General features: G+C 68.8%; 18 protein-coding genes. 4 read left to right on the top strand and 14 right to left on the bottom strand.

Annotated features, from left to right (window positions below; genetic code table 11):
- The 5 genes from R8G01_14995 to R8G01_15015 form a co-directional block, all read right to left on the bottom strand.
- Entirely contained in the window at positions 1-762 is a 762-nt protein-coding gene (locus R8G01_14995) for an ABC transporter ATP-binding protein (protein ID MDW3215306.1), read from the bottom strand.
- Positions 755-1762: a branched-chain amino acid ABC transporter permease gene (locus R8G01_15000; protein ID MDW3215307.1), complete on the bottom strand. Its 1008-nt coding sequence runs from the start codon at positions 1760-1762 to the stop codon at positions 755-757. Before R8G01_15000 ends, R8G01_14995 begins: the two co-directional genes overlap by 8 nt.
- Positions 1763-1764: 2 nt before the next feature.
- Positions 1765-2640 (bottom strand): branched-chain amino acid ABC transporter permease, encoded by an 876-nt coding sequence (locus tag R8G01_15005; protein MDW3215308.1) that lies wholly within the window; start codon positions 2638-2640, stop codon positions 1765-1767.
- An 86-nt stretch (positions 2641-2726) separates the two neighbouring features.
- Positions 2727-3962: an ABC transporter substrate-binding protein gene (locus R8G01_15010; protein MDW3215309.1), complete on the bottom strand. Its 1236-nt coding sequence runs from the start codon at positions 3960-3962 to the stop codon at positions 2727-2729.
- A 156-nt stretch (positions 3963-4118) separates the two neighbouring features.
- Complete coding sequence (locus tag R8G01_15015) at positions 4119-4295, bottom strand: hypothetical protein (protein ID MDW3215310.1); 177 nt, start codon at positions 4293-4295, stop codon at positions 4119-4121.
- A gap of 75 nt (positions 4296-4370) precedes the next feature.
- On the opposite strand from R8G01_15015, the gene R8G01_15020 reads away from it, so the two are divergent.
- The 4 genes from R8G01_15020 (at position 4371) to R8G01_15035 (ending at position 9632) form a co-directional block, all read left to right on the top strand.
- Complete coding sequence (locus tag R8G01_15020) at positions 4371-5771, top strand: hypothetical protein (GenBank protein MDW3215311.1); 1401 nt, start codon at positions 4371-4373, stop codon at positions 5769-5771.
- 92 nt (positions 5772-5863) lie between these two features.
- Positions 5864-8359 carry a xanthine dehydrogenase family protein molybdopterin-binding subunit gene (locus tag R8G01_15025; GenBank protein ID MDW3215312.1) on the top strand — a complete coding sequence of 832 codons (2496 nt, stop codon included), beginning with the start codon at positions 5864-5866 and terminating at the stop codon, positions 8357-8359.
- A gap of 179 nt (positions 8360-8538) precedes the next feature.
- Entirely contained in the window at positions 8539-8982 is a 444-nt protein-coding gene (locus tag R8G01_15030) for a GNAT family N-acetyltransferase (protein ID MDW3215313.1), read from the top strand.
- Positions 8976-9632 (top strand): trypsin-like peptidase domain-containing protein, encoded by a 657-nt coding sequence (locus tag R8G01_15035; protein ID MDW3215314.1) that lies wholly within the window; start codon positions 8976-8978, stop codon positions 9630-9632. The genes R8G01_15030 and R8G01_15035 overlap by 7 nt, the downstream gene beginning before the upstream one ends.
- Before the next feature lie 16 nt (positions 9633-9648).
- On the opposite strand, the gene R8G01_15040 is transcribed toward R8G01_15035, so the two are convergent.
- The 9 genes from R8G01_15040 to R8G01_15080 all read right to left on the bottom strand — a co-directional run bounded on the left by R8G01_15040 (position 9649) and on the right by R8G01_15080 (position 19360).
- Positions 9649-11043 carry a site-specific DNA-methyltransferase gene (locus R8G01_15040; GenBank protein ID MDW3215315.1) on the bottom strand — a complete coding sequence of 465 codons (1395 nt, stop codon included), beginning with the start codon at positions 11041-11043 and terminating at the stop codon, positions 9649-9651.
- Positions 11033-12295, bottom strand: a complete 1263-nt coding sequence (locus tag R8G01_15045; protein MDW3215316.1) for a TIGR03862 family flavoprotein — start codon at positions 12293-12295, stop codon at positions 11033-11035. Before R8G01_15045 ends, R8G01_15040 begins: the two co-directional genes overlap by 11 nt.
- An 80-nt stretch (positions 12296-12375) precedes the next feature.
- Positions 12376-12822 (bottom strand): GNAT family N-acetyltransferase, encoded by a 447-nt coding sequence (locus tag R8G01_15050; GenBank protein MDW3215317.1) that lies wholly within the window; start codon positions 12820-12822, stop codon positions 12376-12378.
- 160 nt (positions 12823-12982) lie between these two features.
- The gene (locus R8G01_15055; protein MDW3215318.1) at positions 12983-14581 is read right to left on the bottom strand and encodes a M20/M25/M40 family metallo-hydrolase; all 1599 of its coding nucleotides are present in this window, start codon (positions 14579-14581) and stop codon (positions 12983-12985) included.
- A 176-nt stretch (positions 14582-14757) separates the two neighbouring features.
- Positions 14758-16059: a D-arabinono-1,4-lactone oxidase gene (locus tag R8G01_15060; GenBank protein MDW3215319.1), complete on the bottom strand. Its 1302-nt coding sequence runs from the start codon at positions 16057-16059 to the stop codon at positions 14758-14760.
- A 62-nt stretch (positions 16060-16121) separates the two neighbouring features.
- Complete coding sequence (locus R8G01_15065) at positions 16122-16514, bottom strand: ATP-binding protein (protein MDW3215320.1); 393 nt, start codon at positions 16512-16514, stop codon at positions 16122-16124.
- A 26-nt stretch (positions 16515-16540) separates the two neighbouring features.
- Positions 16541-17146, bottom strand: coding sequence for a response regulator transcription factor (locus tag R8G01_15070; protein MDW3215321.1), 606 nt, complete (start codon positions 17144-17146; stop codon positions 16541-16543).
- Between the two features lie 283 nt (positions 17147-17429).
- Positions 17430-18593 carry a phospholipase D-like domain-containing protein gene (locus tag R8G01_15075; protein MDW3215322.1) on the bottom strand — a complete coding sequence of 388 codons (1164 nt, stop codon included), beginning with the start codon at positions 18591-18593 and terminating at the stop codon, positions 17430-17432.
- Entirely contained in the window at positions 18590-19360 is a 771-nt protein-coding gene (locus R8G01_15080) for a phosphatase PAP2 family protein (GenBank protein ID MDW3215323.1), read from the bottom strand. The genes R8G01_15075 and R8G01_15080 overlap by 4 nt, the downstream gene beginning before the upstream one ends.
- Between the last annotated feature and the right edge of the window lies 1 nt (position 19361).

Genomic DNA, 19361 nt, shown 5'->3' on the forward strand with positions numbered 1-19361 from the left:
TCAGCCCTGCTCCGCGCGTCCGCCGAGGTACGCATCCATGACCCGATGGTCGGCGAACACCGCTGCGGGCTCGCCTTCGGCGATCTTGCGACCGAGTTCGAGCACGACGATCCGTTCACACAGCTCGGTGACGAAGTCGATCTTGTGCTCGATCACCAAGACGGCGATCCCGTCGGCGCGGACGGCCGCGATCAGAGCGGCGAGCTCGTCGGTCTCGACCTGGTTCAGGCCCGCCGCAGGCTCGTCGAGGAGGATGAGCGAGGGTTGCGCCGCCAGACCACGGGCGAACTCGAGGATTCGCTGACGTCCGTACGACAGGTCTCCGGCGGGTGCCTCGGTCCGATCGCCGAGCCCGACCCGTTCGAGCAGCGCCGCGGCCTCGGCCCATCGCTCCCGTTCGGAACCGAGCATCTCGCGTCGGAGGACGGTCGCCCCGAGGAACCCGTTGCGATGCCGCGGTCGCATGGCGAGCAACACGTTCTCGAGACAACTCAGGTCGGCGAAGACGCGAGGCGTCTGATAGGTGCGGACGATGCCGGCCCGGTACGACGGTCCCGGGGCGCCGAGGCGGAGTTCGCTGCCGTCGACCCTGACGGTCCCGGTCGCGCTCACCATGCCGGTGACGGCATTGACCAGTGTCGTCTTTCCGGATCCGTTCGGCCCGATCAGACCGACGGTCGTGCCTCGCTCGACCTCGAACGACACGCCGTCCAAGGCGTGGACACCGCCGAACGTCACCGAGAGTTGATCGATCTCAAGCACGTCGAGTCCAACGCTTCCAGGCTTGGCGGATGCCGATGAGACCTTCCGGGAGCAAGAGGATGGTGCCGACGAGCAGAATCGCGAACACGAGCTCTCGGTACTCGGCGAACGTGCGGAGCCACTCCGGCAGCAGGACGACGAACGCCGCCCCGATGACCGCACCCCACATGTTCCGGATACCACCGAGGATCACCATGAGGAAGATGTTCATGCCGAGCGCGACGCCGAAGGATTCCGGGCTGATGAACCCCTGGTCTGCCGCGAACAACGCCCCGGCGGCGCCGGCGTATGCCGAGCCGAGGACGAAGGTGACGAGCCGGACCCTCAGGATCGGGACGCCGACGCTGGATGCCACCTCGGGGTGGTCGCGCATCGCGATCGCCTCCCGACGCAGCGGGGATCGCTCGACCAACGCCATCAACGCGAGCGCCACCGCAGCGCACACCAGCAGGAACCAGTACATCCGGAACTCGGTGTCGAACTCGAACCCGAAGATCGATGGCGGGTGGGGAACGGCGACCTCACCGCCGAGACCGGTGAAGGCACGCCATTCTCGAAACACGAGCAGCGCGATCTCACTCAGTCCGAGCGTCGCGATCGCGAAGTAGAAGTGGTTGGCCCGACGAACGGTCCAGGCGAACACGAGGGCCACCAGCGAGGTGATCAGCGTCCCGATCAGCAAGCCGGGCCAGAACCCGACGCCACGTGATGCCCACACGAAGCTGTACGCGCCGAGACCGAAGAACGCGGCGTGCGAGAACGCGAACTGTCCGGAGATCCCGAACACCAGATAGAAGCCGACGGCCGCGATCGCGTACGTGATCACGAGGTTGGCGACGCTGAGGTGGTACGCGCCGCCGTAGAGGAACGGCACGATCGTCGCCGCCGCCGCCACGATCACGACCGTGCGCAGCTGATGTCGCTGCATGGTCGGGGGTCGCGCGAGCGTCGTCCCGGCGGCGGTGGTCTGCGAACTCCTGATGGGTACCGGTTCGCTCATGGCTAGTGCCGAGTCCGTAGCTCGCTCCCGAAGAGTCCCTCGGGGCGGAGAGCGATCACCAGGATCATCAGCGCGAAGGGATACACCTCCCGGAACTGGTAGGCGACGTACCCCGCCGCCATCTGCTCGACCACACCGATCATCAGCGCTCCAGCGACCACGCCCCCGATACGGCCGAAGCCACCGAGGATCGCCGCCGCGAAGCCGTTGAGCATCGCCACGAAGCCGAGATTCAGGTTGACGCTCGCGATCGGGGCGAACAGCACACCGCCGAGGCCGGCGAGCGCCCCGGCGAGACCGAAGGTCAACAGCGACATGCGTGTCACCATCACACCCTGCAATCGCGCCGCCTCGTTGTCGGTGGCGAGCGCCCGGAGCTGACGTCCGAACGATGTCTTCTGGAACAACACCACCAGCGCGACCACCACGACCGACGTGACCCCCACGATCAGGACGTTCTGCATGGGGATCCGAGCGCCGAGTAGCTCGAACGTGCGGATGCCGAGCGGACTGCGCAGATTCCTGGGTCGGGATCCCTGCCAGATGCCGATCGCCGCGCGTATCGCGAGGCCGGCACCGAGCGTCGCGATGACCACGACATGGACGGATCTGTTCCGCAGCGGAGCCGCCGTCACCCGCTCGAGCGCGACACCCACGAAGAACATGAGGCCGATCGCCACCACGTAGGCCCACCCGGTCGCGAGGCCGTGCGTGCTCGCGGCCCAGTACGCGAAGTAGGCGCCCAGCGTCGCGAGGTCGCCTTGCGCGAAGTTGATCACGCCGGTCGCCTTGTAGATCAACACGAAGCCGAGCGCCACCAGGGCGTAGATCGCGCCGGAGGCGATGCCCGCCGAGAGGAGAGCGACGAAACGACTCATCGAATCGTGACCCGTCCGGGCCGCGAGCGGGAGTTCCGGTGTCGTCGCATGGTCGTCGCTCTCCTCGTCGGGGTGGGCCGGGTCACTCAGTCGCGATAGATCGCGACCGTCTCGCTGGCTCCGTTGCCGAAGAACACGATGAACACGTCGTGGCTGAGGTTGTTGTTCTCGTCGGCGCGATAGTTCTCCTGGCACACACCGCCGTCCCATGCCGTGTTCTGCATCGCGTCGCGGATGGCCGTACCGTCCGTGCCGCCGGCTCGTTCGATCGCCATCTTGAACATGTACACGCCGTCCCACGTGAACGCCGAGTTGGCTTCGGGGACGTAGCCGAACCGTTCTTCGAACTCGGCCGCCCAGTCGAGCACGTATTGACGCTCGTCGCCGGGCGGGTTGCACACGGCGGCACCGTAGAACTGCTCCATCGCCTCCGGTTCGGCGAGTTCCAACGAGTAGGTGAGGACGGCGCTGTCGGAGTCCATCGTGGGGATCTCCAACCCGTTCTGGACGAACTGGTTGAGCTGCAGGCCGATCGTGTTCGGGAATCCCCAGTTCAGCACTGCGTCGGCGTCCGCCATCGCGAGCACCTGCTCGGTGAGGTCCGTCGCATCGAACGAATAGCTCCGGTCCGCCGCGATCGTTCCGCCGTTCTCGGTGATGGTCGCCTCGGCGGCATCTCGGGCTGTCTGGCCGTAGTTGTCGTTCGTGTACATCAGGCCGATGTTGCTGGCTCCGAGTTCGTCCATCAGATAACGAGCACCAGCGGACGCCTGGGCGGAGTTCTCGAGCTTGACGCGGAACGTCCAGTCGCTGCCGCCGGAGTCGATGCTGGTCTCATCGGCCGCAGAGAAGTGGATCATGGGAATCTGCGCCTCCTCGAGGAGCGGTGCCGCTGCGAGCACCTGTGAGGTGATCGCGTAACCCATCAGAATCGTCGGGTCGTCCTCGAGCGCCCGACGAAGCGCCGTCAGGCCTTGCTCGGGAGCGAAACCGGAGTCGTACGTGCGGACCTCGACCGGGTGGCCACCGATGCCGCCGGACGCGTTGATCGCCTCGACGGCCATCGCCATCGGATCCTCGAAGACCTCGGGGATCGCCGCCGATCCGGTCTGCGGGATGATCAGCCCGATCCGGACCGGTTCGTCGAGTTGCAACTCGCTGCTGGGTTCGGCCGACGGCTCCTCGGCGGTCGGCTGCGTGTCAGCAGGAGCATCGGTCCCGACGGGCTCGGCGGTCTCGGCATCATCGTCGCCGCCGCAAGCGGCGACGAGCGACATCGTGACCCCGAGCGCAAACAGCGTGCGCAGTGTGTGTGATCGCATTGATGTACCCCTTCGTGTCGTTCGGGCAACCTGCCCGACGCGTTCTCACCATGATTACTGTCTTATAGATGATGGCGCAAATCGGGCCAGTGGGACTCCACCGACGACTCGACGGGTCGGAACTCGACCGATTCGCCTCGGACAGCCCGAGTCGGATCAGTCCTTGAGGGCGACGGCGTTGGGGGTGACGTTCATCTTCGGCTCGTACTCGGCGAGCTCGACGACACGGCCCTCGCTGCGGAACATCTCGCGCAACTGGCCCCGGCACGACTCGCACGGACCGTAGAACCGCGCCTCGGTCGTGGTCTGGCAGCGGGGGCAGGTGATCTCCACGTGGGCGATGGTACCGGGCGACAATCCTGTGACAAGTGACGCACCACCGCGCTGCGTTGCCTACAGTCCACATCGATGTCCGAGACGCCGACGCCCACGCCGACGGACGGCACCACGCGCTCGACGACGCCCCCGAACTACGCCGCGCGTCGGATGTTGGTCACCACCGTGGCGATCATGGCGATCGTCGCGTTCGCCGTGATCGGCTACACCGTCGTGCGCGGCGACGACGACTCCACGGGCGGGGGCGGCGGCAGTTGGGACGAGATCGCGCTCGTCGACCGCGTTTCGGGTGACGTCGTCGTGGTCGACGGCGACGGCGATGTCGTCGACACGATCGAGGGCCTCGGCCGGGTCACCGACGTGTACGCCATCGGCAGCCGGACGGCGCTCGTCGGAGCGACGCAGATCGTGCTCGACGGCGACGGTGAGCAGACGGTGGTGGAGATCGACCGGACCGACACCGTCACCCCGATCCGCACCCCCGGCACGCTCCACCTCGTCGTCGGCGACGCGAACGGCGGCGACGTCGCGATCGTCGACGTCATCACCGGTGAACAGCTGAACGTGGGGGAACTCGCCGAGCAGGCCGAACCACAGATCTTCTCCAACGCCCTGCTGTTCGCCGAGACGCTTCGATGGTCCGCCGATGCGACATCGTTCGCGGTGGCCGACGCATCGAGTTTCCAGACGATCGTCGTCCGGAGCGGCTCGACCGAGGTCGCGTTCTTCGGGTCGCAGCCGGTTGCGCTGAGCGGCGATCGGGTCGTCACCAGCCAGACGATCGGCGGCCAGGCCGACATCGAACTGCTCGACTACGAACGCGACAGCAAGGCTCGCGTGCCCACGCCCATACCGGCCGGTGGCGTGATGGTCGACGATGACCTGCTGATGGTCAGCATCGACGGCGGCGTCTACCGCATCACCGGCGGCTCGACCGAGGCCGAGCGGCTCGGGCAGGTCGCCGTGCCATCCGGCGGCACCGTGGCGTCGGTGCGCCCCACGTTCGACGGCGAACGTCTCGTCGTCACCGGCCCGGCGTTCGAGGCCGTGATCGACCTCGAGGGCCGCACGATCTTCACGACCACATTCACCGCACCCATCGACACGGTGACGCCGCACCCCGACTGGACCTGCCTGCCGGTCGGCGGCGACGGCTCGTACCACTCGCTGGTCGCGCTCGAGTCCGGCGACCAGCTCGCCGACCTCTCGGGCGTCGACGTCGTCGGCACGTCCGCCGACGGCTGCATCGTGTTGGGCGAACGCGCCGGCATCACCGAGTTGATCACCGCGGACGGCAACGTGTCGCTCGGTCGTGTCCGGTCAGCGGCGTTGGGGCCCGACGGTCGCACCGTCGTCCGGACGACGACGACCGGCACCACCGAGGTCGTCCGCGTCGACGACGACCTCGAACTCGGCGACCCCGTCGAACTCACGGCGTCACCTCTGAACCCGGTCGTGGCCTTCCTGCACTAGCAGGATGCCGAGAATCGCGGGTTGAGGGTCCCTCCACCCGACCGAAGTACTGTCGACGGCATGAGCTCCCGGCCAGCATCCACCGACACGCGGTGAGTCCCGGCACCACCTCCGGAGGTCGACGACACTCCGACCGCGCCGGCAACTCCGGAGTCTCGCAGGAGGCACCCGGCGGCTCGATCCTGGGCACGCGGGTACGGCGCACCGAAGACCCGGCGCTGCTCACCGGGGCCGCCCGATACGTGGCCGACCTGCCGCTCGAGCGCCCGCTCCACGCCGCATTCGTCCGCAGCGACATCCCCCACGGGATCCTCACAGCCGTGCATCTCGACGACGCAGCCGCGATGCCCGGCGTCGTCGCCGTGTGGACCGCAGCCGAGCTCGGCCTGCCGCCCCATCAGGGCCGCGTCACCGCCCACGAGCACTTCGCGCGGCCTCCGCTCGCGACCGAGCGGGTGCGGTTCGTGGGCGAGCCGATCGCGGTGGTGTTCGCGGAGACCGGCCGAGCCGCCGCTGACGCGGCCGAGGCGGTGTGGGCCGACATCGATCTGCTTCCCGCGCTGATCGACCCGGAAGAGGCCATCGCCGCCGACGCGCCGGCGTTGTTCCCGGAGCACGGCTCGAACGAAGTGCGCAACATCGTCGATCCCGTCCGGCTCGACCCGTCGATCGGCGCCGACCACGTCGTGCGGGGGCGGTATGTGAACCAACGCATCGCGGTCGCCTCGATGGAACCTGACGCGTGCGCCGCGGCACCTGCCGACGACGGGCGCCTCACCGTGTGGGCATCGACGCAGGGCGCTCAGCTGCTGCGGACCCAGCTCGCCGCGGCGCTGGGCATCTCACCCGACGAGTTGCACCTGATCACGCCGCACGTCGGCGGCGGCTTCGGCGGCAAGATCGGGGTCCACTCCGAGTACGTCGTCGTCGCGGCGGCGGCCCGCCGGCTCGGTCGGGCTGTGCGATGGATCCCGACGCGGCGCGACGACATGGTCGCCATGTTCCACGCTCGCGCCCAGGTCCAGTACGTCGAGTTGGGTTGCCGTTCCGATGGCACGTTCACCGGATTGCGGGTGCGGCTGGTCGGCGACGCCGGGGCCTACCCGGGCATGGGGGCGGCGCTACCGGTCAACACGCGCAAGATGGCCCACGGCAACTATGAGCTGCCCGGCATTCAGTTCGACGTCGTCACCGCCGCAACCAACACTACGCCGATCGGCGCGTACCGGGGCGCGGGCCGACCGGAGGCGACGGCGTTGATCGAACGGGCCGTTGACCAGGCGGCGCTCGAGCTGGGGATCGACCCGATCGAGCTGCGCGAACGGACGCTCCTGACCGACGATGTGTTCCCGTTCACCACGCTCACCGGAGTTCGCTACGACTCGGGGCGATACCGCCATGCGCTGCGCACCGCGGCCGAACTCGTCGACTACGACGACCTGCGCGCCGAACAGGCCGCCCGTCGGGAACGCAACGAGCCGGTGCAGCTCGGCATCGGCGTGGCGGCATACGTGGAGATCACCGCCGCCGGCGCACCCAACGAGTACGCCGCGGTGGAAGTCCACGCGGACGGCTCCGCGACGGTTTTCGCCGGCACGTCGGCGCACGGCCAGGGCCATCAGACCGCGTACGCCATGATCGTGTCGGCCGCCACCGGCATCCCGGTGGAACGAATGCGTCTGGTCGACGGCGACACCGACCGCGTCCCCGTCGGTTCCGGCACGGGCGGGTCGCGGTCGCTGCAGATCGGCGGATCGGCGGTCCATCGCGCCGCCGAAGTGCTCGTCGATCGGGCCCGGCACCTCGCGGCGTCGCTGCTCGAAGCCGACCCGGGCGACATCGTGGTCGACGTCTCGGAGGGCACGATCGGCGTCGTCGGAGTACCGGCGGTGTCGTACACGTGGGCCCAGCTCGCCGAGGCCTCGACCGAGCCGCTCGATGGCGACTTCATCTTCGAACAGCTCGGTGCGACATTTCCGTTCGGGGCTCATATCAGCGTGGTCGAGGTCGACCTCGAGACGGGTCGCACCGTCGTGCTCCGTCACGTCGCGGTCGACGACTGCGGCACCGTGCTCAATCCGTTGCTCGTCGAGGGTCAACAACACGGCGGGATCGCCGCGGCCATCGGCCAAGCGTTGTTCGAGGAGATCCGTTTCGACGACGACGGCAACCCGATCACGTCGAACTTCGCCGACTACGGGCTGATGTCGGCGGCCGAGCTCCCGAGCTTCGACGTGCACTCCACCGAGACGCCGACGCCGCTCAACCCGCTCGGCGCCAAGGGCATCGGCGAAGCCGCCACCATCGGTGGCACGCCCGCCGTGCAGAACGCGGTCATCGACGCGGTCTCCCACCTTGGTATCCGTCACCTCGACATGCCGTGCACGCCGGAGCGAGTGTGGCGCGCAGTGCGCGACGCCCGCGCCGGCAACCCGCCTCCCCCGTGGCGACCACCGCCCCCGATTTTCGATCGCCTCGATGCGGAAGCCGTAGCTGTCGACGACGTCGAGGCCACCCGCGGAGCGATCGATGCCCCCGATGTGGAGACACCCGGATCGACGGTCGACGCCGACGCCGACGCGCTCTGAACACCCGAACCGTTCGAGCCGAACACCGAGGGCTGCCGGCTCAGTGCCCCGACAGCGGTCAACGTGACGCGACGGGCGGGTGCCCGTGCGGCGGCCGCATGACCCTGACACCACGGCGGGCGTCGACGCCAGAGTGCGCGCACCGGGCGGCGGTGCCCGGTCCCGTATCGTCGGGGTTCGTGACGATCGAGATCCGGCGGGCGGTACCAGACGACCTCACCGACGTCCTCGAGCTCGTCGCCGAGTACTGCGCCGCCGACGGCCACACGTACGCCGTGGAAACCGCGACGGCAGGCGTCGAGCCGCTCCTGCACGACGACCGCCACGGCACGATCTGGTTCGCGCACGAGGGCGAAAGACCCGAGGGGTACGCCATCGTGACCTGGGGGTGGTCGATCGAGGTCGGCGGTCTCGACGTCGTGCTCGACGAGATCTACGTGCGCGACCGCAACCGCGGCACCGGGAGCCGACTGATCGAGCTGCTCGAGCTCGACTGCCGGCAGCGAGCCGTGAAGCGCATCTTCCTCGAGACCGAAGGCCCCAACCACGATGCGCGCCGGTTGTACGAACGACACGGCTACACCGCCGACACATCGATCTGGATGGCGAAGGAACTGTGCTGAAGGCCGCCGCTCTGGCGGCCACGTCTCTGCTCATCGGCACCGCGTGTGCCCCCGACCCTCCGAGCGCGGTGATCGGCATCGTCGTCGACTCGTGCGACCCGGGCCAGGAGGTCGGCAGCGGCATGATCGTCGCCCCGGGACTCGCCCTCACCGCCGCGCACGTCGTCGCCGGCGCCGACGAGATCGTCGTACGTCGCGGCGCCCACGAGACCGTGGCGACCATCACCGGGTTCGATCCGGAGATGGATCTCGCATACCTCACGTTCGACGCCGTCCCCACGCGGGTGATGCCGGTCGACAGCACTGACGTCGAGGCCGGCGACATCGGGCTCGCGTACGTCGTGCGCGATGGCGAGGTCGTGTCGGTACCGGTCGTGATCCGGCGTCGCATCAACATCCGGACCGAGGACATCTACATCGAGGGGGAGACACTTCGGCCCGGGTTCGACCTCGATGCCGAGATCCAGTCGGGTGACTCGGGCGGTGCCGTCGTCGTCGACGGTCGGATCGTCGGCGTGATCTGGGCCCGCAGCAACCGGTTCGACCGTCGCGCCTACGCGATCGATCCGGTCCGCGCCGGCGACCTCATCTCCGAGCAACGACGGACCGGGCAGCTCGGCGACGAGGTCGACATCGCCCGCTGCCACTGACCCCGTCGGCGCAGCGTCAGGACAGATCGCCGGGGTTCCAGAACCCCGGCAGCGGCGTCGACCGGCCGGCGGCATACGCCGCGAGTCGGGCCAGCGCCTCGTCGTCGAACACGTCGATGATGTCGAACACGGCCTCGGGTCCGGCGGCTCGCACGGCGAGATCGAACTCCGACCGGTGCTTCGGCAGCGCCGATGTGAGCACGAGCACACGCTCGCCGAGCCCGCGGAGCGTGTGCGCTCGTCCGAGGGTCCGCCAGACGGCGTCGATCGACGTCAGGCCGCCGCGGTAGCGGACGAACGCGCCGCCGACCTCGATCACCCATCGACCACCGGTCGCGTCCTCGACGACGTCGTGCACCACGAGACCGCTGCCCTTCAGCCGCACGCCGGGGCCGGAACCCTCCGTGAACCCGGCAGCCGCGAGGACCTCGGCCACTCGGTCCTTCGCGCCGCTCTGACGCACCGTGTCGAGCGGGAGCGGCTCGCCCTCTTCCTCCACCCGGGCACGAGCGAGCTCGACGTAGCCGGGATCGAGGTCGTACCCGACATAGCGCCGACCGAGACGCGACGCCGCCACCAACGACGATCCGCTCCCCATGAACGGGTCGAGCACCAGGTCGTCGGCGTACGTGTACAGCTCGATCAGTTTCTCGGGGAGTTCGACGGGGAAGGGCGCGGGGTGTCCCACCCGCCGGGCGCTCTCGGTGGGCGTCTGCCAGACGTCGAGCGTCAGCGCCATGAAGTCCTCGGTGCTGATCGTCGGCTCGTGCGGCAACTCCTGCTTGCGCCGCTGCTCGGGCGTGAGGGCGCGTTGGAAGCGGCCCTTGCTCGCCACGATCACCCGTTCGGTCACGTCGCGCAGCACCGGGTTGGACGGGCTCCGGAACGACCCCCAGGCGCACGACCCGCTGGCACCGGCGCCCTTCTGCCACACGATCTCGCCGCGCAACAGCAGGCCGAGCCGGTCTTGCAGGATGTGGATGACGTCGGCCGCGAGGCTCCGGTACGGCTTGCGGCCCAGGTTCGCGACGTTGACGGCGATCCGGCCCCCGGGTTCGAGCACACGCACACACTCGGCGAAGACGTCGTGGAGCAGTTCGAGGTATTCGAGGTACGAGCTGGGGACACCGTCACGTTCCAACTCCTCCTCGTACTGCTTGCCGGCGAAGTACGGCGGGGAGGTGACGACGAGCGCCACCGATCCGTCGTCGACCGCGGTCATGTCGCGGGCGTCGCCGACCACGAACGGTTCGGCGACCGGCTCGGGCGGGAGCACGGTTGCATCGTCGTCGAGCACCGGCGGCTCGAACCGGCCGTAGAAGCCCGAGGCGTCGTGCGACTCGCGTCGGCTCACCCCGAAGTTGGACGTGGCGGTGCCACGAGCGCGCGCGTCCGGGGCTTCATCCGTCATCGCTCGTCAGGCTACGCGACCCGTCGCGCTCACCGCGCGACCACTTCGACGCTGCGCGCGCAGCCACCACGCCGGTGCTGAACGACGCCTGCAGCAGGTACCCGCCGGTCGGCGCGTCCCAGTCGATCATCTCACCGGCCACGAACGTGCCGGGGCGGCGGCGCAGCATCAGATCGGTGTCGAGTTCGTCGAGCGAGATGCCGCCGGCGGTCGAGATCGCCCGGTCGATCGGCATCAGGTCGTCGACCGCGATCGGGACGTGTTTGACGAGCGCCGCCATCGCCGCAGGCTCGTCCGGCAGGGCCGGACCGCACCCCTCGCGGAGCAGGTTGATCGCGACGAGGTCGAGGCCGAGCGCTCGCCGCAGCCAGGTGCTGACCGAGTCTTTCGGGCGGCGCCGTTCGAGTCGCGCGGCGAGCTGGTCGGCCGTCTGGTCGGGATGCAGGTCGATCGCGATCGTGGCGACACCGGCCCGCTCGAGTTCGGTCCGCACCGCACGGCCGACTCCGTACACCGGGCCACCTTCCAGCCCGGTCGCGGCGACGATCGCGTCGCCCCGCACCGTGGCACGGCCGGCGGTGATCGAGACGTTCTTGAGCGGTTGACCGGCGAACCGCTCGGCGAAGCCGTCGCTCCAGCGCACCGCGAACCCGGCGTTGGCCGGGCGGAGCGACGTGACGCCGACACCGATCGACTCGACGAGCGGCACCCATCCCCCGTCGGAGCCGACCCGTGGCCAACTCGCTCCGCCCAGAGCCAGCACGGTCACGTCGGGACGCACCCCGATCTCCGCACCGTCGGCATCGGCGAAACGGTGCGCGCCGTCGGCGTCCCACCCGAGCCACCGGTGACGCGTCGCGAACTGCACGCCGAGATCGTCGAGCCGCCGCAACCAGGCCCGCAGCAGCGGCGTCGCCCGGAACGACACCGGGAACACCCGTCCGCTCGAACCGACAAACGTCTCCTCGCCCAGCGATGCACACCAGGCGCGGAGATCGTCGGGCCCGAACTCGGCGAGCAGCGGTGCGACCCACCCCGTCGCGTCGTAGCGGCGGGTGAACGAGTCGAGTGGTTCGCTGTGTGTCAGGTTGAGCCCGCCGCGGCCGGCGAGGAGCAGTTTGCGGCCGACCGACGGCTTGTGCTCGTAGACGGTCACCGCGACACCGTCGCCGGCCAGGTACTCGGCCGCGATCAGGCCGGCGGGTCCTCCACCGATCACCGCGGCGGTCCGGGCGCGCTGCGCCTCAGGCATCAGTGACCACCAACATCGGCAACCATCATGTCGGCGACCGGGGCCCGACCGGCACACGCCGGCGCGAAGGGTCGGCGATGTCAGGTCGGGCCAAGGCGGAACATCCAACGGTCGGGCTCGGCAAGCGGCTCGTAACCGAACCGGGCGTACAGGTCGTGGGCGTCGGCGGTGGCGAGCAGTTGCCGCTTGATTGTGACCACGTCGGGGTGCTCGACGATCGCCCGGACCATCGCGGCGCCGAGGCCGGCGCCGCGCGCCTCGTCGACCACGTACACGTCGGCCAGCCAGGCGAACGTGGCGAGGTCGGTCACCATCCGGGCGAACCCGACCTGGTCACCGTCGGCCGCGTACGCGCCCACGACGAGCGCGCTGTGCTCGATCGCCCGGCGCTGCGTCTCGAACGATCGCCCGGGCGCCCAATACGACTCGACGGAGATCCACCGATGCACCGCCTCGACGTCCACGCGGGCCCGGTCGGTACTGACCACGTGGCTCCCGTGAACGAACTCGATCAATCGTGGCGGCACCGGACCATCATGGCCGCCGACCGCATCCCGTCGCCTCTTGGGTTCGCACGCGACGATGTCCACGGCGGCGTGCCGTGGACATCGTCGTCGGCGACACCGACCATGGTCGAACACGGTCGACCGGTCGGGATCAGTCGGGGTCAGTCGGGGTCAGTCGGGGTCAGTCGACGTCGAGATCGTGGTCGTGATCATCGGCGAGGCCACCGCCGCCCGGGAGGAACGTGCCTTCCGGGCCTGCGGGTGCCGCGAGCGACTGGCTCGAGGGCACCTTGCGACCCGGGACACCGTTGACGCTGGCCGTCGAGTACGCGTAGGTCAACACGGCGAATGCGATCGCGTCGCTGTTGACATCGAGCGCCTCGAGGTTCACGTTGTCGTACGTGTCGCACGCCAGGTGGTAGCACGGGTCGTACTGATCGCCGGCGGTGCCGCCCCAGATCGCGACCTGAGCGGGCGACTTGATCCCCTCGGCCCCGGTGAAGAGGCCGCTGGCCGGGATGCCGTTGTTGATGAACGCCTGATAGTCACTCCGACCGGAGAACGCCGAGTCCTCGTAGGGGACGCCACGCATCGTGAAGAACGACTCCAGCGTGTCCTCGAGGTCGATCGACCCGTCGGGGATCGGTGCCGTGGCGGTGAACGTCGACTCGTCGGCGTCGTAGATACCGAAGATGTGGTTCGGTGAGCCGATCATGTCGAAGTTGAGGTAGAGCGCAATCTCGTCCAACTGCTCCTGTGTGCGCTGCGCGACCCACTCGGTCGAGCCGATGAGGCCCGCTTCTTCGGCGCCCCACCATGCGAATCGCACGGTGTTCTGCGGCCGGTGGTTCGCGAGCTGCTCGGCGATCTCGAGGAGTGCTGCCGAACCGCTTCCGTTGTCGTTGATACCTGGGCCACGCTGCACCGAATCGAGGTGTGCGCCGGCCATGACGATGTTGGCATCGTTCCGTCCGGGCAGTTCGGCGATCACGTTCTTCTGCGGCCGGCTCTCGGGTGGATCGACATCGACGAATGCGGTCGCTCCGGCTTGGGACAGCGACACACCGTCGGCGAACGACGCGCCGACGACGGGAATGGCCACGATGTTCGGCCCGCCGAGCGTGCCGACGATCAGGCCCTCACGAGTCGGGTCGTTGCCCTGGTTGAAGATGATCACGGCCTCTGCTCCTGCCGCCTCGGCGTTGAGCGCCTTGATCGCGAAGCTGCACGTACCACGCTGGATCAGCGCGATGTCGGCCGGCCCGGAGAAGTCGAGTCCGACGAAGTCGCTCGCCTCACACGCGCTGGTGCTCGCCCGCGGCGGTTCGAGCGCGAGGTCGACGCCGATCACGCCACCCGACACCTCAGCGAAGCCGCTACCGGTGTAGGCACCGGTCTCGTAGGTTCCGGTCACCGGCGTGAGCTGCTGCAACACGGGGGGCGGGGTGAAGATGAACGGGAACTCCTCGACGGTGACGTTCCAGCCGGCCGCCTCCATCGTGTCGACCACGTAGTCGACACTCTGCTCGTAGCCCTCGGTACCTGCCGCCCGGATGCCGCCATTGGCATCGGCGATCGCCTGGAACGCTGCCTGGTGTTCGCGGACTCCGTCGACGCGTACGCATTCGAGCAACTTGTCGTAGGTGTTGTTGTTTCGCGTGTCGCAGCCGTCCTGGCTGGGTGCGGCCGCAGCCGACACCGGTATCAGCGTGGTCGCAGCCATGGCGGCGGCCACGAGACCGGCACGGGCGACACGTCGGCGAGATCGATCGATGGTCATGTGGAACATCCCTTCGTCAGCCAGTCATCGACTGGAACAGTTGACCCGCCCGGCGCGCGAACATAACCATCCGAGTGGCCACTGTCGAGCGGTGCGGCGAACGCTTGACACGACGACACAATCACCTGACTCGGCCCCTCTCGCGCCGATTCGCGCGGCCGTTCCGCCGGCGTCGGTCAAGCGACGGGGTCGAGGACGCGGTCGGTGTAGTCGTTGGCGAACGTGCCGTCGGGGTCGAGCCGGGCCCGGGCGGCGTGGAACGCGTCCCACTCCGGATAGCGGCCGCGGAGCGTGCCGGCGCTCTGGTAGTGCAGCTTGCCCCAGTGCGGCCGACCGTCGTAGTCGTTCATGATCGCCTCGACGCCCTGGAAGTACGACTCGTACGGGGCACCGCGGTACTGGTGCACGGCGATCCACCCGTTGGTGCGACCGTGCCCGGTCGACAGCGGGATGTCGTCGGCGGCCGACACCCGGACCTCGACCGGGAACAGCGTCGGGAAGCTGAGCGACGCCGCCAGATCGCGGACACGACGCACGGCCTCGGGCACCGCGTCGATCGGCACGCCGTACTCCATCTCGACGAACTTGACGTGCCGCGGGCTCGCGAACACGCGGTCGCTGCGGTCGATCAGATCGCGCTCGCCGGCGGCGCTCGACACCAGCTTGGAGATCTTCGGCGCGAACGACGGGAACCGGCGACCCGTTCGGCACACGAGATCGAACGCGAGGTTCTCCGCGACGTACTTGTCGCGCACGTACGCCAGCTTCGACGGCGGGCGGGCCGGCTCGTCGGTGCGCCGGTTGCGTTTGACCTGGCAGCGCCGGGCCCCCGGCATCCAGAAGAACTCGGCGTGTTCGGCGCTCTGCGAGAACTCGGCGAACCCGTCGAGCAGGTCGTCGAGCGTCTCGATGGTCTCGATGGCGTGCAGGTTGAACGCCGGCACGCACTGGATCGTCACCTGCGTCGCAATACCGAGCGCGCCCACGCCCACACGGGCGGCCTGCAGCAGCTCGGGGTTGGTGTCGGCGTCGCACCGGACGACGTCGCCGCGCCCGCCGACGAGTTCCATCGCCACGATCGTCGTGGCGATGTTGCCGAGCTCGAGGCCGGTGCCGTGGGTGGCGGTGTTGATCGCGCCGGCGATCGACTGCACGTTGATGTCACCCAGGTTCGGCATGGCGAGGCCGACCGCCGCCAATTCGTCACCAAGCGCTCGGAGCGTCTTGCCCGCCTGAACGGTCACCAGGCCGGCGGCGACGTCGATGTCGATCACGCGGTCGAGGTGTTCGAGTGAGATCAGCGTGCCGCTCGTCATCGCGGTGGCGGTGAACGAGTGCCCGGCACCGATCGCCTTGACCCGCTGCCCGGCGACGTGCGCACGCCGCACGATCGCGGCGACCTCGTCGGTCGAGCGGGGTCGTTCGACGGCGATGGGAACACACGCCTGGTTCTTCGCCCAGTTCCGAACCGCAGCCATCGGCCCATCGTACGGAGCGGCCTGCTCCGGAGCGCCGTCGGGGCGGCGACGGCCGCTCGGATTCAGACCGCGAGTCGTGCGGTGATCACGAGGCGGCCGTTGCAGCGCCTCACGTCGACACGTTCGGCGATCGAGCGGACGATGCCCAACCCACGGCCGGTGATCTGCTCGACGGGGGCGACCCGCCAGCTGCTGACCTCACCGACGTCGGGTGCCGGGCCCTGGCTCTCGACCGTGAGCGCAACGGCGGCGTCGTCGCACTCGAGCTCGAACAGGACCGGCCCACCGGTGCCGTGCTCGACCGCGTTGGTGACGAGTTCGCTGGCGACGAGTTGCGCATCCGAGTTGAGTTCGGGAGGCGAATCGGCCAGGTGCTTGCGCACGAAGCGCCGGGCAGCTCCCACCTCGGCGAGGTCGGCTGCCAATTCGCACCTCATGACGCGCCCGTTCGCCATACGCTTCAGTCTACCCATCGACCATGTCACCCCGATCGTTGTGCGAGGCGACGCTCGGGTGGGGGGAGGTCGTACTTGGCCGCGAGCAGCGCCGCGTTCGTCCGGTTGTTGACACCGAGCTTCGCGAACACGCGCCGCACATACGTCTTGACGGTGTCGACCGAGAGGAAGAGTTCCTGCGCGATCTCGGGATTGGAGAAGCCGAGCGCCAGCAGGGCGAGCACCTCCTGCTCGCGCATCGACAGTGCTTCGCCGGAGCCGCGCCCGACCGAACGGCTCGAGTCGGACCAGCCGAGGCGTTCGCCCGCAGCGACCCGTTCGAGCTGTTCGACCAGCAACTCACCGCTGACACTCTTCAGGATGACGGCGGACACCCCGATCGACTTGGCGATGTCGAGGAATCGGGGCGCCGCGTCCCACGTGTAGAGCACGATGTGGTCGACGAGGCCGTCCTCGGTCATCTGCCGGGCGCGGTCGAGCGCATCCCGGCGACCCGCGAACGTGTCGAAGAGGGCGATGTGGGCGCGCTCGTCCGGGGTGCCGCCGATCTGGTGTTCGACGACGGTGATCCGGTCGCTGAACGGGCTCAGCATCGAGTGCAGCCCTCGCAGGATCACCTCGTAGTCGTTCACGAGTGACACCCGGATCGGCGACGGGACGTTCCGCCCCGACCCTCCGGGGGACGGGATCGTGTCGGGCTCGCGGTCCCGGCCCATCACGCGGTGACCGCCATCTCGGCGGACGGCTCGGCACCGGGTGAGACACCTTGCGGAGTCGCAGCCGCAACCGGCGGATCGGTGCGGGTCGGTGCGATCATGGGCAGGTCTCCTTCCGTGGCGCCGGGGGATCTACTGGGCGCTGAACCGGACATACCCGTCGTTCCACGGGGCGAAACCAGCAGGGTGACCGCGACCGCTACATCCACGGACGCATCTGGTGCATCGCCCGCTCGAGGAGGCGTTGCGGCAGGCCCCGCCGTTCCCAGCGGGAGAGGTCGATCTCTTCGCTCCGTCCGAGGTCGGCGTCGAAGTCGGTGTCGAGCGCCGACACGAACGAGTCGTCGAACACCACCAGGTTCACCTCCTCGTCGAGCGACGTCGACCGATGGTTGAAGTTGGCGGAACCGATGATCCCGACGGCGCCGTCGACCGTCATCACCTTGGCGTGCAACATCGACGGCTGGTAGTTCCACACGTCGATTCCCGCGTCGAGCAGCTCGCGGTAGCGAACCTCGCCGGCGAGCTGGACGAACCGCTTGTCGGCACCCGGCCCGGGGGTCAGCAACTGGACGTCGACCCCCCGGTCCGCGGCAGCGACCAGGCGACCGGACAGATCGTCGTCGGGCACGAAGTACGCGGTCGTGATCCGGATCCGTTCGGTGGCGAGTTCGACGATCGCCCGCACGGTCATCGAGATCGAGTTCCACCCCGGCTCGGCGGTCCCCATGATCACCTGCACGTCGACATCCCCGGGTGCGCCGTGGTCGGGGAAGCGATCGACCTCGGCATCGAACAGACATGGCTCGGTCTCGATCCAGTTGTCGAGGAAGGCGGCGCGCAGACCATTGACCGCCGGGCCGGACAGACGCACATGTGTGTCGCGCCATCCCCCGTCGGTGTGACCGTCGCCCATCCATTCGTCGGCGATCCCGACCCCGCCGGTGAACCCGACGAGCTCGTCGCACACCATGACCTTGCGGTGCGTTCGGTGGTTGGCTTGCAGTGGGTGTCGTGGATCGGGCTGCCGGAACCAGCGCACGTCGACGCCGTGGTCTTCCATCCGATGCACGAGCGCTCGGTCGACCGGCTTCGCTCCGACGCCGTCGAGCAGTACCCGCACGCGCACCCCGCGGTCGGCGGCGCGCCCGAGGGCGTCCGCGAACTGGGTGCCGATCGCTCCGGTCCAGTACACGAACGTGAGCAGGTCGATCGACGTCGTCGCGTCCTCGATCGCCGCCAGCATGGCGGGGAAGATCTGTTCGCCGTTGCGCAGGACGTCGATCCGGTTGCCCGACGTGGTCGGTACCCCGCTGACGGCTGTGAGGGTGCGGCGCAGCTGTTCGACACGTTGGTCGATCACGAGGTGACCAGTTCGTCGGGGTCGAGCTCGGCACGATCGTGGAGTTGTGGTGACTCCTCGAACGGCAACGTGCGGTGCACGACCCTCCACATGACGACGAGCACGACCGCACCGAGCGCCAAGCCCGCGACGGCGTCGCTGAGATAGTGCATGCCGAGGTACAGCCGCGACAGCACCATGCCGATCGGCATCACCACCGCGATCAGCACGGCGATCGCACGCGGACCAGGGCGTCGGGTCCGCATGAAGATGACCAGGGCGAGCCCGACGTAGAACACGGTGGCGGCAGCGATGTGGCCGCTCGGGAAGCTGTCGGTCGGCGCGCCGTCGAGCTGTTCGACCGGTGGTCGATCGCGACCCACGAGTCGCGCGGAGAGACCGAAGGCCGACACCTCCACCAGCAGCCCGCCGACGATCAGTGCGTACTCGTGCCATCGTCGGAACAGCCACAGGCAGACCGGGATCAGCGCGACCCCGACGATCACCTTGGTCAACGTGTCGCTGGCGAGGGAGACGAGTTCGGCGAACGTCGTCAGCGACGCGGAACGTCGATCTTCGAACCAGCGGATCAGGTCGGCGTCGCGCTCGCCGAGAGCGGAGCCGTCCCACCACTCGACGACGGCGAGTCCGACGATCGTGAGCACGCCGGCGGACGCGAGGAACGTCGTCAGCATCATCAACCAACCGGTCCGATCGATCGGCGACGTCCGCCAATCGATGCCGGGACGCCGGTCGTCGGTCTGCTCACGTGGGTGGTCGTCGGTCATG

The sequence above is a fragment of the Ilumatobacteraceae bacterium genome, assembly GCA_033344875.1.
Taxonomy (GTDB): Bacteria; Actinomycetota; Acidimicrobiia; order Acidimicrobiales; family Ilumatobacteraceae; genus Ilumatobacter.